The sequence below is a fragment of the Flavobacterium esculini genome (assembly GCF_048284325.1).
GTDB lineage: Bacteria > Bacteroidota > Bacteroidia > Flavobacteriales > Flavobacteriaceae > Flavobacterium.
On the sequence record NZ_JBLVPI010000004.1, the window covers coordinates 185021 to 206362 of the forward strand.

Consider the following 21342-nt stretch of genomic DNA (forward strand, 5'->3'; position numbering starts at 1 on the left):
CTATAAAACATTCAAATGAAAGAAAAATTCTCTTACTATAACAGTTTAGAATATATTTACGCCACAATTTCACTGATAATTATTTTTTGCCTGTTAAGCTTAATCGAATTATTCGAAGATTTTGATTTACAGTTATTTACCTATAAATTATTAAATGATTTTTTTACGGGACTACTAATAGGATTATTATTTTTTCCCCTTTATTTAGTATTAAAATACATTAAAAATCCTATAGGAATAATTGTTATCAAAGTATTATTCTCAATTATCACAATCATCCAACTTGGACTGATAGGATACAGCCTAACCACTCATATTAATCTTGGAGCAGATCTTTTAGGATATTCTTTGAGTGACATGTATACGACTGTAACAGCCTCTTTATCGCTATCATATCTGATGCTTTTACCGTTCATAATAGTACCAATTGTTTTTCTGGGATTGATTTGGTTATTCAATTCATTTGGACATAAAATCAATACTAAAATTTTACTTTTCGTTTTATTTGTTTTTGGAAGTTTAACTTTTGTAATTGCCAGTACAAACAAAACTACTTCTCAAAACAAATTAAATTTCTTATTGAGTGACATCATAAGAACCGAAAATGATAAAGCTTTGGCCTCTGAAGGTAATCTCACTTTCAAAAAAGAATTTCCTCTGGAAAAAAAATCAGAAAGCACAAAAGATGTATTGGGTCCGTTTTTCAATATACAAAAAGAAAAACCAAATGTTGTTTTTATTATTATGGAAGGCCTTGGAAGCGATTTTACCGATGATGGTGAATACAAAGGGTTTACTCCTTACTTAGACTCGTTGGCTACAAAATCGCTTTATTGGGAAAATTTCGTGAGTAATGCTGGACGAACATTTGGCGCGTTACCCTCTTTAATTGGTTCATTGCCTTTTGGAGAAAATGGATTTATGGAATTGAATCCAATCCCTAAACACAATTCATTAATCAGTATTCTAAAATCGAACGGCTATACTACCGCTTATTATTCTGGAGATGAATCAACATTTGATAAAAAAAGTAATTTCTTAGAATATAACGGTATTGATAAAATCATTGATGTCAATAAATTCGGCCCTGGATATATTAAGACAAAAGAAAATTCAGGCGGATTCTCCTGGGGTTATCCCGATGCTGAAATATACCGCAAAACATTAGCTGAATTAAAAGATAAAAAGGAACCTCGATTGGATATCATAATGACACTTACCAATCACGAACCTTTTGATTTTCCTTCTAAAAAAGTGTATTTAGAAAAGGTCGAACGTATTTTAAATACCAAATCTTATTTTGAAAAAAACAAGATGAGTGAATATAAAGACATATTTGCCTGTCTTCTTTACACTGATAATTCCATCCAAAGCTTTATGAAAGCTTATTCTAAAAGACCCGACTATGATAATACTATTTTTATAATCACTGGAGACCACAGGCTAATTCCAGTTCCCCAAAAAGACAATTTATCCCGTTTTCATGTCCCTCTTTACATTTACAGCCCTATGTTGAAGAAAACCGCAAAATTTAAATCCATTTCTTCACATACCGATGTAACGCCAAGTTTAGTATCCTTTTTAACGAATAATTACAAATTCAATAAGTTGGAAAAAACGACTTGGATAGGTCAAGGTTTGGATACCGTTAGAGAATTTAGAAATATCCATGACATTCCGTTAATGAGATACAAAGGCAGTATTAATGATTATATTTATAAGGACTATTTTTATTCCGATGGCAGTCTTTTTAAAATTGATAAAAATTTCAATCTTAGTGAAGCAGACAACGAAATGATGGAAACGATAACCGGTTCTTTTAATGATTATAAAAAATTAAATGCTTACGTAACCTCAAAAAATAAAATTACCAATACCGCCACCAGCTTTAAAAAACCTACTTATGCATTTACAGCTGAGCAACTTTCGACAATCAAAAAATTAACAAAAGGATTAAATCCTGATCAGATTTTCTTTCTGGCCAGAGATTTAGCATTCAAAAAAGAACGTGAAAAAGCGAGATTATTATGTAATTATATATTGAATGAGCTTCCTAATTATGGAGACGTAAGGACTTTAAAAGGCAGAACATTAGCTTGGGATGGTGATTATAAAAATGCAGAAATTGAATTATTGGAAGTCATAAACAGGACTCCGTTTTACGGTGATTCATATTTAGCACTAATGGATGTATATTGGTGGTCAGGCCAAAATAAAAAAGCAATTGAAATTGGTGAAAAAGGATTAGCAAATCAAATTAATGATGCCGAATTAGGCTATAAATTGGCTCAAGCCTATGAAAGGATGAAAAATAAAAATCAGGCAAATAAAACTATTGACAGTCTTTTAAAAATACATCCTGAGAATAACAATTACGTAACTTTTAAAAAATCCTTAAAAAAATGATTTCAAAAACAGTCATAAAACTCCTTTGTTTTTTAACATTTTTACTTGCCTTTGAAATGTCAGGTCAAGAGAAGAAATACAATGGAGATCCAGATGCCTCCTTTGAGATAGCGCGTAATCTAGCTTTTAATAAACAACGCAAACAAGCGCAGGACACTTTGATTTCTATACTAACTAAGTATCCAGATTATCACGAAATTCGTTCTTTTTTAGCAACAACCTATTCTTGGGATGGCGACTATAAAAAAGCCCGAAAAGAGTTTGCTTATGTTTTAGAAAGAGATACTAAAAACAAGAGTACTTGGATAGCAGCAATAAAAAATGAGTCTTGGGCAAATATGTCATTTGCAGCTTTAGAAATGACAAATGAAGCTTTGAAAAATTTTCCTGACGATGCTGAACTATTGTATTTAAAGGCAAGTGCCCAAGAAAGCACATACAATCCAATAGAAGCATTAAATACTGTTCAATTTATATTAGATAAAAATCCAGAGGATAAAAAAGCTAGTGATTATAAAGTAAGTTTAAATAAAATACTCAGTCAAAATTCTATTGGAATTAATTCAACTGTTGATTTATATTCGGATGTATTTGATCCAATGCAATATCATACTCTTAAATATGGCCGCCAAACAAAATACGGAAGTATAATAGCGAAAGTAAATTTCAATAGAAGATTCAAGGAAAATGGGTTACAGTATGAAGTCGATTTATACCCAAAAATTTCAAAAGGATTTTATGCCTATGTTAATGTTGGTTTGTCAAATTCATTTCTGTTTCCAGATGTTAGATTTGGTGCAGAACTATACAAATCTTTACCTAAAAGTTTTGAAGTTTCCTTAGGATTCCGAACTTTAATGTACAGCACCTCCACAACTATATATACCGGCTCTGTAGGTTGGTATTATGGAAATAGCTATTGGTCATTTCGTCCTTATATAACGCCTGGTGGCGCCGGAACCAGCAGCTCTGGAACCATCGCATATCGCAAATACCGTAGTGATGCCGACAATTATTTAGGGCTTTCATTAGGAATTGGTTTTTCCCCTGAAACAAATCAGTTTATTTTTAATGAAAATGAAGCCTCAATCATAAATTTAAAGTCTCAAAAAATTAATTTGGGATATTATTTTTCTTCGTCAAACAAACAAAATGCTTGGGGAACTCAATTTGCAGTTACGCATCAAGAAATAATATTTGACCCAGGCAAATACTTTTGGATCTATTCCCTTAATTTATCGTGGGAAATAAGATTCAAATAGGGGGTAGATTATTGAAGTTTAGCATCAAAACTTAACATTCCTCTCAAAAAGACTATCTTTGCACAAAATTTAAGCAAATGAGTACTTTCGAACAATTCAATCTCCCTAAATCTGTACAAAAAGCAATAGATGATTTAGGATTTACATCTCCAACTCCCATCCAGGAAAAAACTTTTTCTGTGATAATGTCTGGAAGAGATATGATGGGAATTGCGCAAACCGGTACCGGTAAAACATTTGCATACCTATTGCCTTTATTAAAACTATATAAATTTACTCCGGGACACACCCCTAAAATAGTGATTCTGGTTCCTACACGTGAGCTTGTAGTACAAGTAGTGGAAGAAGTAGAAAAACTGACAAAATACATGTCGGTTCGTACCGTTGGTATTTTTGGAGGTGTCAACATTAATACTCAAAAAACAACCGTTTATCAAGGTTGTGACATACTCGTGGGAACTCCGGGAAGAATCATGGATTTAACATTAGATAATGTGATTCGTTTTGAAGAAATGCAAAAACTGGTTATTGATGAGTTTGACGAAATGCTTAATTTAGGTTTCCGAACGCAATTGACAGCTATTTTGGCTATGATGCCTAAAAAACGTCAAAACATACTTTTTTCGGCAACGATGACGGATGAAGTAGATGCCATTTTAAATGACTATTTTGATTATCCAGAGGAAGTTACGCTTTCGGCATCAGGAACACCATTGGAAAACATCAAACAAATTACCTATAAAGTTCCCAATTTTAACACCAAAATAAACCTTCTAAAACACTTGTTGGAAACCAACGAAGACATGAGTCGTGTTTTGGTTTTTGTGAATAATAAGAAGATTTCAGATATGGTTCACGAACGAATCGAAGAAGATTTTGAAGGACAGTTTGGGGTAATTCACTCGAATAAATCTCAAAATTATCGTTTGAGTACAATGGCTTCTTTCCAAGAAGGAAATTTACGTGGTTTGATTACCACAGATATTATGGCAAGAGGTTTGGATATTTCTAATATCACCCATGTTATCAACTTTGAAATGCCCGAAATGCCTGAATTGTATATGCACAGAATTGGTAGAACCGGTCGTGCCGATGCAACAGGAACAGCGATAAGTCTTATTGCTCCTCGCGAAGAAGAATCTAAAGTGGAAGTGGAAGTGTTGATGAATATGGAATTAGATATTGAACCTTTCCCAGAAACAGTTGAAGTGTCATCAAAATTAATCGAACCTGAAAAAGACAGACAACCGATTAAGTTTATGATGAAAAAACAGAAGCTTGAAGGTGATGGGGCTTTTCAAGAGAAAAGTAAAAAGAATAAGAAAGTCAATTTAGGTGGGCCAGGTGTAACCAAGAAAAAAACACATGGTTCTGTAAACAGAAATATGCTAAAAACCAGAGATAAAAAAAGAAAAGATAAGAACAAATAGTGATCATCATTCAGTTTTTAGTGTTCAATTTCTAAATCCTGATTTTTTTTTCTGACCATCAGGGATAAAAGATAAAAACAAGAATAAATAGTACAAAAAGGGTTGGAAATGGAAATCATTTTTCAACCCTTTTTTTTCGTGAGTTTTATTCAATTTTCAAGTTTAATTCTTTGTAAAAACCAAACAAACCGGAGAACACAAAGCAATTCTTTTTCCAGTATCAGTAAGTGCTCCCGTAGTTATATTCCTTTTAAAAACAACAACATCATTAGAATACTGATGTGCTACCAGAAGAAATTTTCCAGTTGGATCAATCGCAAAATTCCTAGGTCCTTTTCCCAAAGTACTCCTTTGTCCTTTCGACAGTAATTTTCCATTTTTTTGAATTTTAAAAATGGAAATAGAATTTGCCTCACCTCTATTAGTAGCATATAAAAATTTTCCATCAGGCGAAATGTGAATGTCTGCAGAACTGAAAGTTCCCTTAAAATCTTTAGGTAAAATGGTAGTTTCTTCTATTTTTTTTAATATTCCGTTTGAATAACTAAAAACAGTCAATGCTCCATCTAATTCCTGCAATAAATAAACAAATTTCCCGTCATTACTAAACGTTAAATGTCTTGGTCCACTTCCAGATTTCACAGAAATACTGTCTTTAATATTCAAAATTTCATTCGTTGCATTTGGATTGTATTGGTACGAATATACTTTGTCATTCCCTAAATCATTAGATAAAATGAACTTTCTATCCGGAGAAAAATGAACCATGTGAACGTGAGGTCTCTCTTGTCTCTGTACATTAATTCCTTTTCCAAAGTGTTGCACTACCTGTTTTGCTTCAGAAATACTTCCATCGTTATTTTTACCAAAAACAGAAATATTACCACCGGAATAATTGGCCACAATTACATTTTTATCATCATTAATAATATAACAAGGATCAGCTCCTATGGAGCTTCGTTTATTAATTAAGCTTAATTTTCCAGTTGAAGCATTAAAACCAAAAGAACTTACCGTACTTTCAGCTCCATTTTCATTTACTGAATAAACATAATTATTGTTTTTAGAAACAGTCAAATAACTTGGGTTTACTACATTATCAGTAGTGTTTTTAAGATTAAAACCTCCAGTATCTGAATCAAAATCATAGGTATAAATTCCTTTACTTTCACAGCTGTTGGTATAAGTTCCAATTAGCAAATTGAATTTGTTTTTTTGTGCTTGCACACTTGTTAAACTGAAAACTAAAAGAAGAACAACATATGAATTTTTCATGTTTTTAAATTTTATTGAAAAGCTAAAATACATAAATATTTTAGAATCAATGGCAATTGTTTGTTCCTTTGAAAAATTATACCAACTTCAAACAAAACTGTCAACTAATTTGTATTTTTGACTACTAAATTCAATGAACTCCATTGAAAATAAAATCCCGTGAAGTAAACTTGAAATAAAAATGCATTTTAAACATCCCGAAATTACATACTTTCTTTTCTTATTGATTGTACCAATTTTGGTTCATTTATTTCAGTTACGCCGTTTCAAAAAAGAATATTTCACTAATGTTCGTTTCTTAAAAGCACTTTCGACACAAACCAGAAAAAGCTCCAAAATCAAAAAATGGTTGCTTCTCGCCTGTCGTTTATTGTTACTCGCTTGTATTATTATAGCATTTGCGCAACCTTTTTTCGATTCAAAAGACAGTAAAAACCCCACTAATGAATTGTATATTATTTTGGATAATTCTTTTAGCATGCAAGCCAAAGGCAAAAAAGGCGAATTACTAAAACGAGCCGTCCAGGAATTACTGGAAGAAACTCCGGAAAAAATAAATTTTTCTTTGCTTACCAATTCAGAGAATTATTGGAACACGGATATAAAGTCGGTTAGAAGTTCTTTACAAAACCTTAAATATAGTGCTGCGCCTTTTAAGTTGGACAATATAATGGCAAAAATAAAAGCGCATAAATCTACTTTTAAAAAAGACATTATCATCATCACGGATGCTGTAGGACTTGATGAGAAACAATTAAAAAATAGTAACGCAGCTGATTCTCCCCAATTCATAATCCCGAAAGCAGAACAAAAAAACAACGCTTCAATTGACAGTGTTTATATCAATAAAACACAAGATAATTTTTATGAAATTAGTGTCCAATTATCTGATTATGGCGAAGAATTCAATCCAATTCCTATTTCTTTATATAATGACAACAAACTTATTGCAAAGACGATAGTAACTTTAAATTCAAAGAAAAAAAGTATCAATTTTACAATTCCAAAACAAGCTTTTCATGGTTATGTTTCTATTATTGACAATGGTTTGAGTTATGATAACACTTTGTTTTTCAGCATTTCAAAAACGAAGAAAACGAATGTAATCAGCATTGGTGAACCAGAAAAAAGCAATTTTCTTTATCGAATTTATACGGCTGAAGAATTTAATTTTAATAATTATACTTTAGGGTCACTGGATTATAACAAACTGGAAGAGCAAAATACGATTGTTTTAAATGAATTGGATGAAATTCCCCAAGCGCTACAAACTACTTTAAACTCTTTTGTGGAAAAAGGCGGGAATTTAATTATGATTCCTTCGGCAGTGGCTTCGGTTGCTAATTTGAATCCTTTTTTGATGAATTTTGGAAATATCAAATTCAACTCTTTTGAAAATAAAGAAAAACTGATTACTAAAATCAATTTTAATCATCCTATATTCAATACTGTTTTCGAAAATAAAGTCACTAATTTTCAATATCCAAAAACAAAAAATTCGTTTGGCTTATCCAGCTCAAGTCCAGCTGCTTTATCCTATGAAGACCAAAGTATTTTTCTGACTTCGTTGGCAAATTCGGCTGCAGCAGTTTTTATTTTCTCCGCACCAATTAATACACTAAATTCAAATTTCCAACAATCGCCATTGATTGTCCCTACATTTTATAAAATGGCAATGAACAATCAAAACAATGTCATAAGTGCTTTGATCATAGGAAATAACAATCCCCATTTCACAGACGCTTCATTAAATAAAGATGATATTTTAACCGTTAAAGGTGCAGATGAACAATTTATTCCTATTCAACAAATTTTGAATAATAAAGTGAAAATGATTTTCAATGATTATCCGGAACAAGCTGGAAATTATAGTATTTACAATAAAAAAACATGGTTAGAAAACATCAGTTTTAATTACAACAGAACCGAAAGCAATTTGGCTGCAGCCAATGAAAATATAGTCTCAAATTATAAAACAGCCGAATCTATAACATCATTTTTTGACACTTTACAAACTGACAGAACTGATAATCAAATTTGGAAATGGTTTGTTATCTTTGCACTGTTATTTCTACTAACCGAAATGGCAATTATACGGTTCGTGAAGTAAAGTCGAATTTCAAATAATTAAACAATCATTATGAATATAATCATCAGAGAAGCAAAAATTATCGATTCGAAAAGTCCTTTTCATAACAAGACAGTAGATATTTTAATTGTTGATGGTTTTATAAAAAAAATTGGCAAATCGCTTCCCAATTTAGAAAAAGCAGACGAAGTAAAACTCGATAATTTGCATGTATCACAAGGCTGGTTTGACAGTAGCGTTTCCCTTGGAGAACCTGGTTTTGAAGACAGAGAAACCATTTCAAACGGGCTTGATGTAGCTGCCAAAAGCGGTTTTACAGCAATTGCATTACAACCCAACTCCTTCCCTATTATTGACAATCAATCCCAAGTGAATTTTGTGGTAAATAAAGCTCATGGATTTGCAACTCAACTTTTCCCGATTGGCGCTTTGACAAAACAAAGTGAAGGAAAAGATATGGCTGAATTGTATGATATGAAAAAAGCGGGCGCAATTGCTTTTGGAGATTACGGTAAAAGTTTGAACAATGCTAATTTGCTAAAAATAGCCTTACAATACGTCCAGGATTTTGACGGATTGGTTATTGCATTTGCTCAAGATGAAAACATAAAAGGAAACGGAGTAGCTAATGAAGGGATTGTTTCTACTCGATTAGGTTTGAAAGGAATTCCAAATCTTGCCGAAGAATTACAAATCGCACGAAATTTATTTCTGTTAGAATATACCGGAGGAAAATTACACATTCCAACTATTTCGACTAAAAAATCAGTTCAGTTAATCAAAGAGGCTAAAGCCAATGGATTAAATGTAACCTGTAGTGTAGCAGTCCATAATTTAGTTTTAACAGATGAAAAACTAGAAGAATTCGATACAAGATTTAAAGTTTCTCCACCATTGAGAACAGAAACAGATAGAAAAGCGCTATTGAAAGGAATAAAAGATGGAACGATTGATATGATTACTTCCGACCATAATCCAATTGACATTGAACATAAAAAAATGGAGTTTGATACGTCCAAAAATGGAACAATCGGCTTAGAAAGTACTTTTGGTACTTTGATGACGGTACTACCATTAGAAACTGTAATAGAGAAATTAACATCTGGAAAATCTAGGTTTGGTATCGATATACAAACCATTAATGAAGGCTCAAAAGCTAACATTACCCTATTCAACCCAGAACCAAAAAGCATTTTTACGAAATCGTCCATTTTATCGAAATCGAAAAATTCCGCTTTTCTGGGAACAGAAATCAAAGGAAAAGTTCACGGGATTCTGAATCAAGGACAACTAATTTTAGTATAAATAAAAAATCTTCCAGAGACCCAAAGTGAGAAAAAATAAAAAATATGAATAACACTACAGAAGCAGGAAAAACTGCCGCAATTACAAGTTATATCTTAGGAATAGGTGTATTTATAGCGATGTCAATGAATTCTGAAGACAAAAATACTTTTGCTTCATTCCACATCCGACAGGGATTAGGACTCACTTTTACCTTTATATCATTAGGACTAATTATCAGCAATTTTGACAGCTTAATGATTTCTGCCCCTATGTGGATTTTTGTATTTGTTTTATGGTCCTATGGTATCACTAGTGCTATAAAAGGCGAAACAAAACCGGTTCCTTTATTAGGAACTTATTTTCAAAAATGGCTTAAAAACATATCATAACAAAATGAATTTATCTTTAGAATATAAAATACGAGAACCTAAAATAAAATTAGACAAAAACCCACTTTTACTTTTATTACATGGTTACGGTAGCAACGAGGAAGATTTATTTTCATTTGCGACCGAGCTTCCTGATGAATACTACATCATTTCAGCAAGAGCCCCTTATAATATGCAATATGGTGCGTATGCCTGGTACGCCATCAATTTTGATGCTGACGAAAACAAATTTTCAGATCATGAACAAGCCAAAATATCAAGAGATTTAATCGCTCAATTTATTGCCGAGTTAATTGAAACCTATCCAATTGATGCTAAAAAAGTGACTTTGGTTGGATTCAGTCAAGGTTCGATTTTAAGTTATGCAATAGCGTTATCTCATCCTGATAAAGTGCAAAGAGTCGTTGCGTTGAGCGGTTATGTAAGCGAACCTATTTTAGAAAAAAATTATCTGAGAAACGATTTTACAAAACTTAAAATATTCCATTCTCACGGAACTGCAGATCAAGTAATCCCTGTGGAATGGGCCCGAAAAACAAAACCATTTCTGGAGAAATTAGGCATTCATTCTACCTACAAAGAATATCCTGTAGGCCATGGTGTAGCACCACAAAATTTTTATGATTTCAAGAATTGGCTTCTTGAAAATTAGCATTCAGTTTTCAGTCGCATTGAGTATTCATTGCGACTGAAAACTAAAGCTTTATTTTTGATACAACAAAGATTGATTCACTTCAAAAGTAATACTGTCATCATTGTTGACAAAGTATTTCAATAACACTTCTCCCCAAATTTCGCCATCGCTAAAATCCGCAATAATCCAACGATGATTTAGAATCCTGATCTTATTGATTATAAATTTATTAGCTCCTATTTTATCCTGCCCTACGTAGGGATTTCCATTAGGATTTGAATTATAATCCAATAATTTCTCGGTTACAAAAGGAATTAATTTTTCATATTGAATGATCTTTCCTGAATTTGAAGATTCAAAATAATTTTGGGCATTTTCGTTTTTTTCCAAAGAAAAATAATTGGAGTCCGCTAATTTATTTTTAACCGAATTCAAACTATCTTTCAACTTTGTAGTTACCTTTTTATATCTATCTTGTTCAAAAGTTACTTCTTTACTCAAGAACATATAGGTGTAAACATTAAATAATAAAGCTAGGATAAAGGCGTAAAGCAATAATGATTTTTTCATTTTAGACTGATTAAATTGTAATTTCTAGATTATCATACGCAAGAAAAACATTCTCTGGAAGTCTTTTTTGCACTTCTTCATGAAACCCAAGAATATGGCTGATGTGAGTAATATAGGCTTTTTTAGGCTGAACCAAAGTTATAAAATCTAATGCTTCCTGCAAATTGAAATGCGCAATATGAGATTCTTCACGCAAAGCGTTTATCACCAATACTTCTAGATCTTTTAACTTTTCTATTTCGCTTTCTTCAATTGTTTTCACATCGGTCAAATAGGCAAAGTCATCTATTCTATACCCAAAAACCTGAAGTCCCGCATGCATCACATCTATAGGAATAGCCGTTTTATCACCAATAGAAAATGGCTGATTATTGATCACTTCAATCGTTGCGACACATGGTGCTCCCGGATATCTATTTACGGTTTCAAAAACATAATCGAAACGCTTTTGAAGATTGTCAATTACCCTTTGGTGCGCATAAATTGGAATCTCGCCTTGTTTAAAATTAAACGGGCGAATATCATCCAAACCGGCAGTATGATCTGAATGCTCATGAGTAAATAGGATTCCATCTACTTTTTGGCAATTAGAAGAAAGCATTTGTTGCCTGAAATCAGGTCCGCAATCGATTACGAATGAATGGTTTTCCCAAGAGATCCAAACCGAAACCCGAAGCCTTTTATCCTTAAAATCAGTGCTTTTGCATACTGGATGATTGCTTCCTATAATAGGAATTCCTTGTGATGTGCCTGTACCTAAAAAATATACCTTCAATGCTCTTAGATTTTTTTACAAAAATAGGGTTAATTATCTTTCATTAGAACCCTATTTAACTAACTTTGTAACATATTAGCCATATTTAAAATAAAATGGGTACTGAAATAAAATTAAAAGGTGACAAAGTCATCGAGCAAATTCCTTCCATAAAAGACAAAGCACTTCGTATCAACTTGAATGAAAATATCTACGGAACTTTCGCAGAGATTGGTGCTGGGCAAGAAACTGTAAGACATTTTTTTAGATCAGGTGGTTCTTCCGGTACTATTGCAAAAGCGATGTCTGCCTATGACAAAGATTTTAGTGATGCTGTGTATGGTACAGAAAAAGACGGACGCTACGTTACGGAAAGCAGACTAAAAAAAATGCTGTCTCATGAAGTCAACTTAATAGAGCAGCGTTTAAGCAGAGAAAAACATCCTAACAAAATGTTTTTTAGTTATGCCAATACTGTAGCCACTATTGATTTTGCCAAACAATTTAAAGGACATGGGTGGGTAGGAATCAGTTACCAAATTGAACCGGATGAGGATTATAATGAAATTATTATTCACATTCGTTTTAAGGAAACAGATGTACGATTACAACAAGAAACACTTGGTATTCTTGGTGTTAATTTAATCTATGGCGCGTACTATAAATACAATGACCCTAAGCGTTTGTTGCGTTATTTATATGATCACTTGGATAAAGATCAGTTAGAAATAGATACTATTAATTTCTCAGGACCGCGTTTTGCAGATGTAGACAATCGTTTGATGAGTTTACAGTTAGTAAAAAACGGAATGACTGATGCCGTTATGTTTAATCCTGATGGGAAAAACATCCTTCCTGCAGCAATATTATACAAAAAAAATATTCTTGCTTTTAGAGGAAGTTTTCGTCCGGTTACAAAAGTAAACATGGACATGTATGAGAAATCATTAAAAATGTTTCTGAACGAGAATAAAGTAGAAGTCGATAATACTCTTGTTGTTTTTGAAATTACCCTTTCGAATTTACGTTCAGATGGTGAAATTGACGAAAGAGATTTTATGGATCGAGCCGAATTACTTTGTTCATTAGGACAAACGGTAATGATTTCTAATTTCCAGGAATATTACAAAGTAGTGGAATATTTTGCCAATTATACTAAGGCCCGAATGGGATTAGCAATGGGAGTAAATAATTTGGTTGATATTTTTGACGAAAAATACTACCGCCATTTAAGTGGTGGGATTCTGGAAGCCTTCGGAAAATTATTTTACCGTGATATGAAAGTCTTTTTGTATCCAATGATTGGCGAAAATGGTGAAATTATCACTTCAGACAATTTGAAAGTACATCCTAGAATGAAAGAATTGTACAAATTCTTCAAATTCAATGGCAAAGTTGTTGATATTATAGATTATGATCCTAATATTCTGGAAGTATTCTCGCGTGAAGTACTCAACATGATAAGTCAAGGAAAACCAGGTTGGGAAACTATGCTTCCTTCCGGTATTGCTGAAATTATAAAAGAACATCACCTTTTTGGTTATGATCCAAGTAAATTATTAAAAGAAAGTAACTAGATTCAGTTAGCAAGGTCTCAGGTGTCAATCCTTAAATAGTATTGATAGTTTTAATAAGACAATAAAAGGAAATAAAAAAGGCACTAAGATTGAAATTTTAATCTTTAGTGCCTTTTTAATAAAATCTACCTACTGAAATCTGAAAATTCACTTCAGAATCTGAGCAGCATGTGCTTTGGTTTTTACATCAGAGATCACTTCATCTATAATTCCGTTTTCATCGATCACAAAAGTAGTTCTATGAATCCCATCATATTCTTTTCCCATAAACTTCTTCGGCCCCCAAACACCAAATGCCTCAATTACTGATTTATCTTCATCAGCCAATAATGGAAAAGGGAAATCATATTTTTCTTTGAACTTTGCTTGGGCTTTCTGCGGATCAGCACTTACACCCAGAAGCTCGTAATTATTAGCTTTGAAACGTTCAAAATTATCTCTCAAATCACAAGCCTCGGCAGTGCATCCAGGTGTATTAGCTTTTGGATAAAAGAAAACGACTAGTTTTTTTCCTTTATAATCAGTTAATTGATACCTTTTTCCGTCTTGATCCAGACCAGAAAAATCGGGTGCTTTATCTCCTTTTTTTAATGTTGTCATTATTTATATTTTTATTTGTTTGATTTGAATTTGAATTGCTATTGAGATTGTTTTTCTTTACAAATCAAATTTAATGAATAATGAATAAACAAGAACGTGTAACGTTTGTTATAAATACGTTAAAAGAATTATATCCTACGATTCCTATTCCGTTAGACCATAAGGATCCTTATACTTTATTGATTGCGGTTTTACTTTCGGCACAATGTACGGATGTCCGTGTGAATCAAATCACACCGTTGCTTTTTGCAAAAGCAGATAATCCGTATGATATGATAAAAATGTCAGTGGAAGAAATTAAGGAAATCATACGCCCTTGTGGCTTATCCCCCATGAAATCGAAAGGTATTCATGGCTTATCTCATATCTTAATTGACAAACATGGTGGAAAAGTACCGCAAAGTTTTGAATTTTTAGAAGAATTACCGGCAGTTGGACATAAAACGGCAAGTGTAGTAATGTCTCAAGCTTTTGGGGTTCCTGCTTTTCCTGTAGACACTCACATACACCGCTTAATGTACCGATGGAATTTGACAAATGGAAAAAATGTAGTTCAAACAGAAAAGGATGCCAAACGCATTTTTCCAGAGGAAATATGGAATGATTTGCACTTACAAATCATTTGGTATGGACGCCAATATTCGCCAGCGCGTGGTTGGGATTTGGATAAAGATATTATCACCAAAACGATTGGGAAAAAATCAGTCTTAGATGACTACTACCAAAAACAGAACTCCTCTAAATAGGAGATTCCACTAATCTTACTGTAAGATTAGTGGAATCCGGTTATTCAAGTACTAAAAAAATAGTACTTGATTTTTTTTCAATAAAATAACACCCTATATTTAAAAGGACTGTCTTAATTCGCTATAATTTCGAAACTTTTATCTTCTATTCTTATTATGCTTAACGCTTTTGAATAATTCAATAAAAAAGAAACGATTTCTTTCTCGGGCTTCATGCTCTTAGTAACTAATAATTTTTTGAAGTAAATTTTTGCCATATTGTAATAAATTTGTTTTTATATTACAACGGAGCAAATTTCAATTTATTGTTAATTAGTCAAAACAATTTGATGTTTATCAATAACTTTCCTCATATTCATTAACGCATAACGCATTCTACCCAAAGCAGTATTTATACTCACACCTGTCACCTCAGAAATTTCTTTAAAACTCATGTCCTGATACATTCTCATGACCAAAACTTCTTTTTGATCTATAGGAAGTTCTTCAATAAGTTTTTTTAAATCCATCTCGACTTGTTCTGATATTATTTTGTTTTCTATAGTAAGAGAGTCATCTGACATTATTGAAAAAATAGAAAATTCCTCTGTTTCTCTAAACATGGGCATTTTTTTAGTTTTTCGATAATGATCCACAATAAGATTATGAGAGATTCTCATTACCCATGGTAAGAACTTTCCTTCTTCATTATAAGAATTTGATTTTAAGGTTCTTATTACCTTAATAAAGGTATCTTGAAAAATATCATTCGAAATATCTCTATCGGAGATTTTAGAATATATAAAACCATAAATTTTTGATTCGTGTCTTTTGATCAATGATGCTAAGGCATCTTCATTACCTGCAACATAATCCTGAACCAATAATGCGTCTGGAAGTTGTGTACTAGCCATAGTTATACTTTTTAGTTTTTAATTAAAAGGGAGAATTTTCTCTAAAAAGTAGTTTTACACTATAGGCTAAGATTATTAGGGTTGTTTTTTAATGCTCAAATTTAGCGAATAATTATTTTAACAAACAAATTAAATTAAGAAAAATCAACATCTATAGAATATAGATCTTACAATTTAAATTTAAATTCGGCGTTAAAGAGATATAAATATACGCAATAACAAGACTAAAAAATATTTTTTTTAAAACTATTCTGCTTTAAGAAATAAAAAAACTATTTAACACGAAATTTAATAGCCATACAAAATTCCGAGAACCGTATTTATGATTTCATTCTATTAACAATGCTAAATTTGTGATTTGTTCAACCTCTTTTCTCCAATGAAAATTGATTACTTTTGTGAAAATTAATTATTTTTATGCAAGTTGACCTTTCCACATTAGATCCTAAGAAAAATATTATTATCAAAGGCGCACAAGTACATAATTTAAAAAATGTAGATGTTGCGATTCCTCGAAATAAATTAGTTGTTATCACTGGGCTTTCCGGATCAGGAAAATCAAGCCTGGCATTTGATACTTTATACGCCGAAGGACAACGCCGTTATGTAGAAAGTCTATCTTCCTATGCAAGACAATTTCTTGGTCGTTTGGATAAACCAAAAGTGGAATATATCAAAGGAATTGCTCCTGCAATTGCTATTGAACAAAAAGTAAACACTACGAATGCGCGTTCTACGGTAGGAACTTCAACTGAAATTTACGATTATATAAAATTATTATTTGCTCGAGTTGGAAGAACTTATTCTCCTATTTCAGGACGAGAAGTCAAAAAAAACACGGTCACCGATGTGGTAAGTGATGTGAAAAAATTTGACATTAATAGCAAATGGTTACTGCTGGCCCCTGTTCATCTGGAAGAAGGCCGAAAACTGGAAGACAAACTAAAAGTCCTTTTACAACAAGGTTTTGCCAGGATTCTGATTAATAATGAAATGGTCCGTTTAGATGAAATCGACCAACATTCTTTAGACAATAAAGACATAAAGCTCATCATCGATCGAATTGTTGTCAATCCCGAAACTTCGGGAGAAGAAGAATTCTACAATAGACTGGCGGATGCCGTTCAAACCGCTTTTTTTGAAGGGAAGGGAATTTGTTATTTACAGGAATTAAATTCGGATAAAACATTTTCTTATTCTAATAATTTCGAACTGGACGGTATTACTTTTTTGGAACCAAATGTACATTTATTCAGTTTCAACAATCCTTATGGTGCTTGTCCTGTATGTGAAGGTTACGGAAATATAATAGGAATTGATGCCGAATTAGTGGTTCCTAACACAACTTTATCCATATTTGAAAACGCGATTTTTCCTTGGCGAGGAGAAAGTATGAGTTGGTTTCGAGACCAATTAGTAAACAACGCTTACAAATTTGACTTTCCCATTCATAAACCTTTTTATCAATTATCCGAGGACCAAAAAGAATTGATTTGGAATGGAAATAACTACTTCCAAGGCCTGAATGATTTCTTTAAGGAATTAGAAGAAAAAAATTATAAGATTCAAAACCGTGTGATGCTTTCTCGTTATCGCGGTAAAACCAAATGCCATTCCTGTAAAGGAAAACGCTTGCGAATAGAAGCTTCTTATGTAAAAATTAATGGTAAAACCGTTTCTGATTTAGTTGATTTACCCATAAAGCATTTGGTCACCTTTTTCGAAAATATTGACTTAGATGTTTACGAAAAACAAATTGCAAAGCGACTATTAGTAGAAATCAATAATCGATTATCCTTTTTAACTGAAGTTGGTTTGGATTATCTTACTTTAAATAGAAATTCAGCGACACTTTCCGGAGGTGAATCACAAAGAATTAATTTAGCAACTTCATTGGGAAGCAGTTTAGTAGGATCTATGTACATTCTTGATGAACCCAGTATTGGTTTGCACCCAAAAGATACAGAACGATTGATAAAAGTATTGCTGTCGCTTCGTGATCTAGGCAATACCGTTATTGTAGTCGAACACGACGAAGACATTATGAAAGCGGCTGATATGATTATCGACATTGGCCCTGAAGCAGGGACTTTGGGTGGTAATTTAGTGGCTCAAGGTACGTATGATGAAATCCTGAAATCGACGTCACTTACCGCAAAATATTTGAATGGTGATTTAGAAATTACAGTTCCTAAAAAACGAAGAATTTTCAAGAATTTTATAGAAATAAAAGGAGCCCGAGAAAATAACCTGCAAAATATTGATGTTACATTCCCATTGGATGTATTGACCGTTATTACAGGTGTTTCAGGAAGCGGAAAAAGTACACTTGTAAAGAAGATTTTATTTCCTGCCATGCAAAAAAAATTGGAGAATGCTGGAGAAAAAGCAGGACAATTTACTGAAATGACAGGTTCATTTTCACAAATCAAACATATTGAATACGTAGATCAAAACCCAATTGGAAGGAGTTCTCGTTCTAATCCGGTGACTTATATCAAAGCTTATGATGACATCCGAGAATTGTATTCCAAGGAAAAATTATCAAAAATAAGAGGATATCAGGCCAAACATTTTTCTTTTAATGTTGATGGCGGAAGATGTGAAACCTGCAAAGGAGAGGGTTCCATAAACGTAGAAATGGTTTTCATGGCTGATGTGCAATTGCCTTGTGAAACCTGTAACGGAAAACGTTTTAAGAAAGAAGTTTTGGAGGTTGCCTTTCAAGGTAAAAATATAAACGATATTCTTACGATGACCATTGATGATGCAATTGCATTTTTCATCACTCATAAGCAAGCTAAAATCACTCAAAAAATTCAACCACTACAAGATGTTGGATTGGGATATGTACAATTAGGACAATCCTCTTCTACTCTTTCAGGTGGAGAAGCCCAACGCATAAAACTTGCTTCTTTCTTAGTAAAAGGAGCCACAAAAGAGAAAGCTCTTTTTGTTTTTGACGAACCTACAACAGGACTGCATTTTCATGACATTAAGAAATTATTGGCTTCATTTGATGCTTTGATAGACAAGGGGCATTCGATAATTGTTATCGAACACAACCTTGATCTTATAAAATGTGCCGACTGGATTATTGATCTGGGCCCTGAAGGAGGGGAAAATGGCGGAAAATTATTAGCTGTAGGGACACCCGAAGAAATAGTGAAAATAAAAAAATCAATCACTGGAAAATACCTTAAAGATAAATTATAAAAAATCTATTCAGAATAACATTTTTCTTCAAATGTATTTCCATCCTCATCGATGGCAACTAATATCTTTTTTTCTCTAGATGAAACGTACGTTAGATAAATCCAAGCTATGGACCATAAACCTAGTGTTACACAACAAAGTAAAAAATTAAAACTATGATCTACTGCTTTTGCATCTTTTGATAAGATTGCAAATGGCAATGCATCATTTCTTTCAGTTATAACAAATCCATTATGAATTTTATTTGCTATAATATTAGAAAATTTTTGTAGGCTCTCTTCGTTAATATATTGTTTGCTTTGCATAATTATTGGGTAAATTACTTTAGCTATTTATTATTCTTTTCAAAAATATTTTGCGAACATATTATTTGCAAAAATAAGGCCAACACCTTGTTTCCACAATACCCACTTTTAGTGATTTTTCAATTATTTTGCAATTTGATCTTTGTGTTTAAAATTCTAAATAGAATACAAATATATTTTTAAAAACGCTTTTAGATATTACATAATACTTAGAAAAAATTATATAATTCACACTATATAAAATCTTCCAATATATGACTAAAAAATTATATTATTAAACGCTTTTTAATGATACTGTTTGATGTAATAATTAAATTTGAGGGTATTTAAAGACTGTTTTTTTAGTAAAATATAAATGTGTAAAAGATTCACAAAAGTCATGAGCCCTTTATAGGGGCCGATAGCAACTCACTTTTGGATTAGAAAAAATCATTCTAAACCTACTTTCTAATTTTTTTCAATATATTATCAATAACTTGATTTATTTCGGTAGAAATAACAAATTTATAATTGATATACACATACAAAATGGTCACCAAAGCTGATTTTAATCCAATACTAATTATTGGATGAAAAGGAAATTGCCAGAAATAAAACAGTAAGAACATCACAACCGTAATCACTATGGAATGCAACGTTTGTGCTGTAAAAGGATATAAATCCAATCGCTTAACCACAAAAAGTAATTTGGCAAGACTATATAAAGTAATTGATAACAATGTGGCAAAAGCGGACCCCATAATACCATAAATAGGGATAAAAATCATATTCAGGACTATGGTTAACACTACCAATCCAACTCCCAAAAACAAAACCGTCCTGTAATATTTTGTATTGAAAATAATGGCATTATTATTCCCTAAAATCAAATCGAAATACTTGGAGATTCCAATCATAAAAACAACCAAAATACCACCGCTATAATCTTTTGGCACCATTTCATACAACTGATTGATATTCACAAAAATCCCCAACATCACCAAACCACCTACTACTTGTAAATTAATCGAGGTTTTTTGGTACAAATTATTTAACTCATCATGTTTATTTTCATGCATTAATCGTGCAGTGATAGGATAAACGATTTGATGCATCGCACGACTTGGAACAGATATCACTAAGGCAATATAGGTCGCAACAGAATAAAAGGCAATATTCTCGATATGCATATATTGATTAAGAATCATTTTATCTCCATCCAAAAGTAAATTAGCAACACTTCCTGATAAAATAATATAAAAAGTATACGTCAATATTTCTTTTGTGTTTTCAGGAATTGTAAACTGAAAAGTGGGCTTTTGGATACTAAATGCATAGAACATAGTCACCAAAAACGCTAAAAAATACAATCCTGCTGTTGCATATACGAATCCTTCAACAGTAAGCCAATTATAATAAACTCCAATTAATAGAAATAACGAAAACAATCGCAAACCTACTTCCTTAATAAAATTTCCAAAAACAGAATGCATGTGTACGCGCAACCAAGCATAAAAAATTTCGAAATAGGCCATACATAATCCAATAAATGGTATCAACCAAATATAATTTTTGACAATTGCATTCTTTTTGGATAAAAAGAACAAAATCTGATCATAAAATAAGAGTCCAATTAATAACATTGGGATTATCAATAGAAAAGGAAATAAAACAGTAAAGGATAAAAAACGAGATTTTTCTTCTTCGGTTTTATATTGAGAATAAAATTTTACTAACGTATTTTGCATTCCAATAGCAAATAATGGCATAATGACGTTAGCGCAAGAAGTCACGTAATTAGTCAACCCATAAAAAGTGGCTCCTAGAAAAACAGGATACAAATAAATGGTGTTTATCCCACCAATTCCAAAACCAATATAGGTTATTATCGTATTTTTTAAAGACTGATTTAATACTATTCCCATTATTG

The 21342-nt window shown here is 32.2% G+C and carries 18 protein-coding genes; 10 read left to right on the forward strand and 8 right to left on the reverse strand.

Features of this window, described 5'->3' with window-relative positions; genetic code table 11:
• Window positions 1-15 precede the first annotated feature (15 nt).
• From ACNQGG_RS05405 to ACNQGG_RS05415, 3 genes are all read left to right on the forward strand, one after another.
• Window positions 16-2406 carry a sulfatase-like hydrolase/transferase gene (locus ACNQGG_RS05405; protein ID WP_417962008.1) on the forward strand — a complete coding sequence of 797 codons (2391 nt, stop codon included), beginning with the start codon at window positions 16-18 and terminating at the stop codon, window positions 2404-2406.
• On the forward strand, window positions 2403-3668 hold the full coding sequence (locus ACNQGG_RS05410) for a YaiO family outer membrane beta-barrel protein (protein WP_417962009.1): 1266 nt from the start codon (window positions 2403-2405) through the stop codon (window positions 3666-3668). Before ACNQGG_RS05405 ends, ACNQGG_RS05410 begins: the two co-directional genes overlap by 4 nt.
• Window positions 3669-3745: 77 nt before the next feature.
• On the forward strand, window positions 3746-5098 hold the full coding sequence (locus ACNQGG_RS05415) for a DEAD/DEAH box helicase (RefSeq protein ID WP_417962010.1): 1353 nt from the start codon (window positions 3746-3748) through the stop codon (window positions 5096-5098).
• 162 nt (window positions 5099-5260) lie between these two features.
• On the opposite strand, the gene ACNQGG_RS05420 is transcribed toward ACNQGG_RS05415, so the two are convergent.
• Entirely contained in the window at window positions 5261-6373 is a 1113-nt protein-coding gene (locus ACNQGG_RS05420) for a lactonase family protein (RefSeq protein ID WP_417962011.1), read from the reverse strand.
• A gap of 181 nt (window positions 6374-6554) precedes the next feature.
• Here ACNQGG_RS05420 and ACNQGG_RS05425 point away from each other — a divergent pair, with 181 nt between their 5' ends.
• The 4 genes from ACNQGG_RS05425 to ACNQGG_RS05440 are packed head-to-tail and all read left to right on the forward strand — an operon-like array spanning window position 6555 to window position 10790.
• Entirely contained in the window at window positions 6555-8483 is a 1929-nt protein-coding gene (locus ACNQGG_RS05425; RefSeq protein ID WP_417962012.1) for a BatA domain-containing protein, read from the forward strand.
• Window positions 8484-8513: 30 nt separating this feature from the next.
• Window positions 8514-9767 (forward strand): dihydroorotase, encoded by a 1254-nt coding sequence (locus ACNQGG_RS05430; protein ID WP_417962013.1) that lies wholly within the window; start codon window positions 8514-8516, stop codon window positions 9765-9767.
• Between the two features lie 44 nt (window positions 9768-9811).
• Window positions 9812-10138 carry a hypothetical protein gene (locus ACNQGG_RS05435; RefSeq protein ID WP_417962014.1) on the forward strand — a complete coding sequence of 109 codons (327 nt, stop codon included), beginning with the start codon at window positions 9812-9814 and terminating at the stop codon, window positions 10136-10138.
• A gap of 4 nt (window positions 10139-10142) precedes the next feature.
• The gene (locus ACNQGG_RS05440) at window positions 10143-10790 is read left to right on the forward strand and encodes an alpha/beta hydrolase (protein WP_417962015.1); all 648 of its coding nucleotides are present in this window, start codon (window positions 10143-10145) and stop codon (window positions 10788-10790) included.
• A 51-nt stretch (window positions 10791-10841) separates the two neighbouring features.
• Here the strand turns inward: ACNQGG_RS05440 and ACNQGG_RS05445 are convergent, their stop codons facing one another.
• Complete coding sequence (locus ACNQGG_RS05445; RefSeq protein ID WP_417962016.1) at window positions 10842-11342, reverse strand: hypothetical protein; 501 nt, start codon at window positions 11340-11342, stop codon at window positions 10842-10844.
• 10 nt (window positions 11343-11352) lie between these two features.
• Entirely contained in the window at window positions 11353-12117 is a 765-nt protein-coding gene (locus ACNQGG_RS05450) for an MBL fold metallo-hydrolase (RefSeq protein WP_417962017.1), read from the reverse strand.
• A gap of 95 nt (window positions 12118-12212) precedes the next feature.
• Here ACNQGG_RS05450 and ACNQGG_RS05455 point away from each other — a divergent pair, with 95 nt between their 5' ends.
• Complete coding sequence (locus tag ACNQGG_RS05455) at window positions 12213-13673, forward strand: TonB-dependent receptor (RefSeq protein ID WP_417962018.1); 1461 nt, start codon at window positions 12213-12215, stop codon at window positions 13671-13673.
• A 147-nt stretch (window positions 13674-13820) separates the two neighbouring features.
• Here ACNQGG_RS05455 and bcp read toward each other — a convergent pair whose 3' ends face one another.
• Window positions 13821-14273 carry a thioredoxin-dependent thiol peroxidase gene (gene bcp, locus ACNQGG_RS05460; protein ID WP_417962019.1) on the reverse strand — a complete coding sequence of 151 codons (453 nt, stop codon included), beginning with the start codon at window positions 14271-14273 and terminating at the stop codon, window positions 13821-13823.
• 80 nt (window positions 14274-14353) lie between these two features.
• Between bcp and ACNQGG_RS05465 the strand changes: the two genes are divergently transcribed.
• Window positions 14354-15019, forward strand: coding sequence for an endonuclease III domain-containing protein (locus ACNQGG_RS05465; protein ID WP_417962020.1), 666 nt, complete (start codon window positions 14354-14356; stop codon window positions 15017-15019).
• Between the two features lie 113 nt (window positions 15020-15132).
• On the opposite strand, the gene ACNQGG_RS05470 is transcribed toward ACNQGG_RS05465, so the two are convergent.
• The gene (locus ACNQGG_RS05470) at window positions 15133-15276 is read right to left on the reverse strand and encodes a hypothetical protein (protein WP_417962021.1); all 144 of its coding nucleotides are present in this window, start codon (window positions 15274-15276) and stop codon (window positions 15133-15135) included.
• Window positions 15277-15327: 51 nt separating this feature from the next.
• Window positions 15328-15912, reverse strand: a complete 585-nt coding sequence (locus ACNQGG_RS05475; RefSeq protein ID WP_417962022.1) for an RNA polymerase sigma factor — start codon at window positions 15910-15912, stop codon at window positions 15328-15330.
• 417 nt (window positions 15913-16329) lie between these two features.
• On the opposite strand from ACNQGG_RS05475, the gene uvrA reads away from it, so the two are divergent.
• On the forward strand, window positions 16330-19128 hold the full coding sequence (gene uvrA, locus ACNQGG_RS05480; RefSeq protein WP_417962023.1) for an excinuclease ABC subunit UvrA: 2799 nt from the start codon (window positions 16330-16332) through the stop codon (window positions 19126-19128).
• A 5-nt stretch (window positions 19129-19133) separates the two neighbouring features.
• Here uvrA and ACNQGG_RS05485 read toward each other — a convergent pair whose 3' ends face one another.
• Together ACNQGG_RS05485 and ACNQGG_RS05490 are read right to left on the reverse strand one after the other, a co-directional pair.
• Window positions 19134-19433: a hypothetical protein gene (locus ACNQGG_RS05485; protein ID WP_417962024.1), complete on the reverse strand. Its 300-nt coding sequence runs from the start codon at window positions 19431-19433 to the stop codon at window positions 19134-19136.
• A 440-nt stretch (window positions 19434-19873) separates the two neighbouring features.
• Window positions 19874-21337, reverse strand: a complete 1464-nt coding sequence (locus tag ACNQGG_RS05490) for an oligosaccharide flippase family protein (protein WP_417962025.1) — start codon at window positions 21335-21337, stop codon at window positions 19874-19876.
• Window positions 21338-21342: the final 5 nt, after the last annotated feature.

Excerpts from the sequence above, each read along its gene's own strand:
- ACNQGG_RS05405 (WP_417962008.1), top strand. The coding sequence starts at position 16 with ATGAAAGAAAAATTCTCTTACTATAACAGTTTAGAATATATTTACGCC.
- ACNQGG_RS05410 (WP_417962009.1), top strand. The coding sequence starts at position 2,403 with ATGATTTCAAAAACAGTCATAAAACTCCTTTGTTTTTTAACATTTTTA.
- ACNQGG_RS05415 (WP_417962010.1), top strand. The coding sequence starts at position 3,746 with ATGAGTACTTTCGAACAATTCAATCTCCCTAAATCTGTACAAAAAGCA.
- ACNQGG_RS05420 (WP_417962011.1), bottom strand. The coding sequence starts at position 6,373 with ATGAAAAATTCATATGTTGTTCTTCTTTTAGTTTTCAGTTTAACAAGT.
- ACNQGG_RS05425 (WP_417962012.1), top strand. The coding sequence starts at position 6,555 with ATGCATTTTAAACATCCCGAAATTACATACTTTCTTTTCTTATTGATT.
- ACNQGG_RS05430 (WP_417962013.1), top strand. The coding sequence starts at position 8,514 with ATGAATATAATCATCAGAGAAGCAAAAATTATCGATTCGAAAAGTCCT.
- ACNQGG_RS05435 (WP_417962014.1), top strand. The coding sequence starts at position 9,812 with ATGAATAACACTACAGAAGCAGGAAAAACTGCCGCAATTACAAGTTAT.
- ACNQGG_RS05440 (WP_417962015.1), top strand. The coding sequence starts at position 10,143 with ATGAATTTATCTTTAGAATATAAAATACGAGAACCTAAAATAAAATTA.
- ACNQGG_RS05445 (WP_417962016.1), bottom strand. The coding sequence starts at position 11,342 with ATGAAAAAATCATTATTGCTTTACGCCTTTATCCTAGCTTTATTATTT.
- ACNQGG_RS05455 (WP_417962018.1), top strand. The coding sequence starts at position 12,213 with ATGGGTACTGAAATAAAATTAAAAGGTGACAAAGTCATCGAGCAAATT.
- bcp (WP_417962019.1), bottom strand. The coding sequence starts at position 14,273 with ATGACAACATTAAAAAAAGGAGATAAAGCACCCGATTTTTCTGGTCTG.
- ACNQGG_RS05465 (WP_417962020.1), top strand. The coding sequence starts at position 14,354 with ATGAATAAACAAGAACGTGTAACGTTTGTTATAAATACGTTAAAAGAA.
- ACNQGG_RS05470 (WP_417962021.1), bottom strand. The coding sequence starts at position 15,276 with ATGGCAAAAATTTACTTCAAAAAATTATTAGTTACTAAGAGCATGAAG.
- ACNQGG_RS05475 (WP_417962022.1), bottom strand. The coding sequence starts at position 15,912 with ATGGCTAGTACACAACTTCCAGACGCATTATTGGTTCAGGATTATGTT.
- uvrA (WP_417962023.1), top strand. The coding sequence starts at position 16,330 with ATGCAAGTTGACCTTTCCACATTAGATCCTAAGAAAAATATTATTATC.
- ACNQGG_RS05485 (WP_417962024.1), bottom strand. The coding sequence starts at position 19,433 with ATGCAAAGCAAACAATATATTAACGAAGAGAGCCTACAAAAATTTTCT.
- ACNQGG_RS05490 (WP_417962025.1), bottom strand. The coding sequence starts at position 21,337 with ATGGGAATAGTATTAAATCAGTCTTTAAAAAATACGATAATAACCTAT.